Source organism: Candidatus Symbiopectobacterium sp., from assembly GCF_020054415.1.
Lineage (GTDB): Bacteria > Pseudomonadota > Gammaproteobacteria > Enterobacterales > Enterobacteriaceae > Symbiopectobacterium.
The window spans coordinates 1-3143 of the sequence record NZ_JAHWCO010000294.1 but is presented as its reverse complement, the minus strand read 5'-3'; the positions used below and the strand labels follow the sequence as shown (position 1 = coordinate 3143).

Genomic DNA, 3143 nt, shown 5'->3' with positions numbered 1-3143 from the left:
GAAGGATGTTGCCGTTGGTCGTTATGCGCTCAATGCTGGTGATCGCGATGTGCTGTTCCTCGATATGGACGGCTGCGATGAAGAGGCATGGCGGGCGTTGCGCGACGCACTGGCCTGCTTCTCATGCTTCACTTACTCAACGCCCAGCCATCTGCACCCGACGGTTAACGGCGAACAGCGCTGGCGTATCTGCATGGAGCTGGACCGTCCTGTTACGCCAGAAGAATATAAACGTCTCGGCCCAGCGGCAGAAAACTGGCTGATGGAGTGTATCAATCTGCTGGATGACTACCCTGTCCGCTGGGACCGTTCCGTCTATAACCCTGACCATATGCTCTACGGACCCGACGAGAACGCGATATTAGAACGTTTCAGCGGCACGCCTGTTACCGTCGATATCCTGCTGGCAAGGGCGGGTGATTTACCGATCCGCCCCGTATCCGACCACTCTGGCGATGATTTATCGCGTCTCGTCGATCTGAATAACGTTACCCAACAGACCGTTGACGACCTGCGTTCGGCAATGTGGCATCCCTCCGTGCTGGCCGATGCACAACCCAAATGTGGTAGACATAACGCCTGGGCGTCAATGTGCTGTCGTCTCGCGTGGTTTATCGGGACCGAATTTGAAAACCAGGCCAGAGAGCTGTGGCTGAAATACTCTGTTGCGGGGGGCGGCAGTGCTGCTGATAGTGCAGAGGCTGAACGCCGCTGGGATAGCGACGAGTTGAAAGCAGATCGTACCGGCTATCAGGCCATCTTTACCCGTGCGCAGAAAGAAGGCTGGATAAATCCCGGTGCAGAGCGTATGCGCTTATCCTCTGTCGCCAGCGTAGAGGATTTTAACGTGCATCCAGAAGAACTGGATAAGCCGCGTTCATTCCCTCACTCAGGCGGATATGGCAAGCCGGGAAATTTCATCGTGGAAGTGCTGTTATCCGTGGGGGTTAATATGGTCTATGGCCCTTCATCGTCGTTCAAATACTATTTTTTGATCGCCATATTGTGCCGGATAGCGATGAAAACGCACCGATGGGCCGGTCGTAATCTGAAAGGTGGTGCCGTTCTGTATGTTGCTGCCGAAGGGGGCAGTTCCGCTATGCCACGTGTTGGTGCCTGGGCGGATAAATACAACGAGGGTAAACCGGTTGAGCTTTTTTATACCTTGCCGTTGGCCGTCGATCTCTCTGTTCCCGAAAAAGTCAGTGCCATCATCAAAGAGGTCAGGCGAATTTAACAGGCTACTAGTGAGCAGGTACGGGCGGTGGCGGTGGATACCCTGTCTCAGTCCATGATGCAGGGCGGTGAGAACAGCGCAAGTGATATCGCAAAGTTCATGGCCGGTGCGACGCTGATTGTTAATGAGATGGTGTCGGCGGTGATCCCCGTTCACCATAGTGGTAAGGACAGCAGCAAAGGGATGCGCGGTTCTTCTGCGGCTTTTGCCAGCACCGATACCGTCATCCGTGTAGAGCGCATAGGTGATGCGGTGAACCTGATTAACGAGAAACAGCGTACCGGTCCGGCTCAGCCAACCCGCTGCTATCTCTGCTATCTGGTTCCAACTGTGCAGCTCCCTGACGCCGTTATAGCCGCGAACGAAGCGTACTACGCTGAGTATACCAGTACCGAAGGCGATGTATATGACCCGGTCATATTAACCACCGAGCGCGTGTTTGAAGATGTTCCGCTGGCAGAAATTGAATCGCTGATGATGGCGGTAGACGATGCTCGGGAAGGTAAGGTTACAACCCAAGACTGGATCCTTGAACATCTGGACGATGCAGGTGGCCGCATATGTCGCGATGAACTTCGCAAATTATGGATAGAAGAAGGCCGCAAAGAGGCAACGTTCCGCCAAGGGATACGGCGACTGATACAGCAAAACGATATCACTGAAACGACTGAAGGTCTTATCACGTATGCGTTATGCGCCACTCCCAGTGCCAACTTCGACGAGGTGAAACATGCATAATTTTACCATTTCGCAAAAAACCACGAATTTGCATAAAAATGCATATTAAAAATATATGCAATTAAAGTGCATGAAAATTCACCGTGACGGCAACTTAAAAAAATCTAGCTTGACAAAGTCGTTACAGAGTGACAGGTTTTTTCATCGCATTGATTTAAAAGTGTTTTTAATGCGTAACAAGCGTGACGCCACGGCAAGCGCAGGAAGCGTGACATAACACTCCCCTTCCCCCCCTTTAGGGGGGAGTGGTTTGTCACACCCGAGCAGTCACGATTTTTATTCAGTTAATATTCATACGCGGTGCCTGTGGATGAGAAAACACCCCATCACAATACGTTGCGAAACTATTATCAATAACCAGAACGGATAAATTGAAATGCCATACGAAGACGAAAGATTGCCGAGTGCCGAAAAACTTATGGACCATGCTACAGAGACTGCAGGAACATGGATGTGGAGAGCTATCCGGGAAATCAATGAAAAATTCGGTGACGGTTACGCTAAAAGCCATCCAGAACTGATTGTCGGTTTTATGCAAACGGCGGGTATCGATGAAGTTGCTATGCATTTGCGGGGGATAGGTAAGTCTTGCAGCGCATTGAAGGCACGCTGGACATTCTTAACGAACGACTTTCAGAAAGAGAGTAACAACCGTGGGCGAGCCTGTACACGAGATTGTGTAATTGACTGATTTTGATATGTTCAATCCAACATCAAAAGCAGGTTACTTTATGGACGAAAAACAGTTGCAGGCCCTAGCTAACGAACTTGCCAAAAATATTAAAACTCCCGAAGATCTCAGCCAGTTCGATCGCCTGCTGAAAAAAAATCAGCGTTGAGGCCGCCCTTAATGCTGAAATGACCCATCACCTCGGGCATGAGAAGTACCAGTCCAAATCTGGAACTAACACGCGCAATGGCTACTCCACAAAGACTGTTACCACCGGCGATGGTCCGCTGGAACTTCGTACACCACGCGATCGGGACGGCTCCTTCGAACCGCAACTGGTAAAGAAAAGCCAGACCAGGATCACCGGAATGGACAACCAGATCCTGTCGTTGTACGCCAAAGGCATGACCACCCGCGAGATCGCTGCCGCGTTCAAAGAACTGTATGACGCTGATGTCTCGCCGACGTTGGTATCCAAAATCACCGATGCCGTGATGG

1 protein-coding gene and 2 pseudogenes are annotated in these 3143 nt (G+C 51.0%); all 3 read left to right on the top strand.

The genetic code is table 11. The features are described from left to right. Positions 1–64 precede the first annotated feature (64 nt). Positions 65–1975 (top strand): annotated as a pseudogene (locus tag QZ506_RS21530) (AAA family ATPase). A gap of 376 nt (positions 1976–2351) precedes the next feature. After that, the gene (locus QZ506_RS08470; protein WP_291970369.1) at positions 2352–2666 is read left to right on the top strand and encodes a hypothetical protein; all 315 of its coding nucleotides are present in this window, start codon (positions 2352–2354) and stop codon (positions 2664–2666) included. A gap of 40 nt (positions 2667–2706) precedes the next feature. Then, a pseudogene (locus QZ506_RS08465) lies at positions 2707–3143 on the top strand (transposase); the annotation flags it as partial.

Coding starts and splice junctions, on each gene's coding strand:
- QZ506_RS08470 (WP_291970369.1), top strand. CDS start 2,352: ATGCCATACGAAGACGAAAGATTGCCGAGTGCCGAAAAACTTATGGAC.